Raw genomic sequence first — 1521 nt, 5'->3', positions numbered from 1 at the left:
CCCGCCGAGCAGCCCCGAGCGCCCCCCGGGCCCCGGCGCCGCCGGGCGCGCGGGCCCCGGGCGGCCGGCGCGCCCCCGCGCCCCCGCGCGCCCCCCCGCCCGGGTCCGCGCCGCCGAACGGCGGCTACCGACCGGCGACCGACGCCAGCTTCCGGGCGGCGCGGTGCTCGCGCATCACCTGGGCGAAGGTGGTGTGGCCCTGCGTGGTCCGGGCGAAGGCCCGCCACGCAGGGGTGACCAGGCAGACCGCGGCGTGGAACAGGTGCGGGCGGCGCTCGAAGGCCCCCAGCATCACCTTGCCGGCCCGCATCTCCACGCCGAGCCCCGCCTTGATCGCGAAGGCGTAGTTCAGCGCCTGGCGGCGCACGTCCGCGCTGCCGTCCGCCTCGGCCACCTTCGCCGCCCACTCGCCGGCCAGCCGGCCCGAGCGCAGCGCGTACGAGATGCCCTCGCGTGTCCACGGCTCCAGCAGGCCGGCCGCGTCGCCGGCCACCAGCACCCGGCCGCGGGAGAGCGGCGAGTCCTCGGCCCGGCACCGGGTGAGGTGCCCGGACTCGATGCTCGGCTTGAAGCCGGAGAGCCCCAACTGCCGGATGTAGTCGGCGAGGTACTGCTTCGTCCGCTCGCCGTCGCCGCGCGCCGAGATGACGCCGACGGTCAGCGTGCCGGAGTCGGTCTTCGGGAACACCCAGCCGTAACTGCCCGGCAGCGGGCCCCAGTCGAGGTGGATCCGGCCCGCCCAGACCCGCGAGACCTCCTCGGGCACCGGGATCTCCGCCTCCAGGCCCAGGTCGATCTGGTCGAAGGTGACCCCGACGTGCCGGCCGATCCGGCTGGCGGAGCCGTCCGCGCCGACCACCGCGCGGGCCTCGATGCGGCGCCCGTCCGCGGTGGTGACGAAGACCGTCCGGCCCCCGTCCTCCGGCTGGTCCACGCCGGTCGCGGTCACGCCGGTGACCAGCACGGCGCCGGCCTGCTCGGCGGACTGCACCAGGCGCAGGTCGAACTCGTCCCGGTTGACCAGGCCGAAGAGCATCCGCTTGGAGCGCCGGGTGCGGGTGAACCGGCCGCACAGGGCGAAGGTCACGGCGTGGATGCGGTCCTGGAGCGGCAGCTTGAAGTCGGGCGGCAGGGTGTCCCGGGAGGGGCCGATGATGCCGCCGCCGCACGTCTTGTAGCGCGGGTGCTCGGCCTTGTCGAGGAGCAGCACGCGGCGCCCCTGCACGGCCGCGGCGTAGGCGGCGGACGAGCCGGCCGGGCCGGCGCCGACCACGACCACGTCCCAGACGCCGTCCAGCGGGTCGGGCTCGCCGGCCCGGTCGGTGAGGTCCAGATCGAGGGAGCTACCGGAGTCAGTCACGGTCGCCCATCCTAGACCTGCCGACGACCGCCGCCACCAGGGACGACGCCGCTTCGTGCACCGGCCGCCCGGACATCCGGGCAAAACGCCCGTATCCTGCCATGTCGCGGCACCTGACGCTCCCCCAGCCGAACGCCGGCGCCGCGCGCCGGGCCCCGGAC

Annotated in this window: 1 protein-coding gene; it reads right to left on the bottom strand. The window is 76.5% G+C overall.

What is annotated here, in order from left to right; genetic code table 11:
* Positions 1-124: 124 nt before the first annotated feature.
* A complete protein-coding gene (locus ACFV0G_RS39245; RefSeq protein ID WP_380558672.1) occupies positions 125-1360 on the bottom strand; it encodes a geranylgeranyl reductase family protein in 1236 nt (411 codons plus the stop codon).
* Positions 1361-1521: the final 161 nt, after the last annotated feature.

This window comes from Kitasatospora sp. NPDC059571, from assembly GCF_042735675.1.
Lineage (GTDB): Bacteria > Actinomycetota > Actinomycetes > Streptomycetales > Streptomycetaceae > Kitasatospora.
This window is presented reverse-complemented; position numbering and strand designations above follow the sequence as displayed.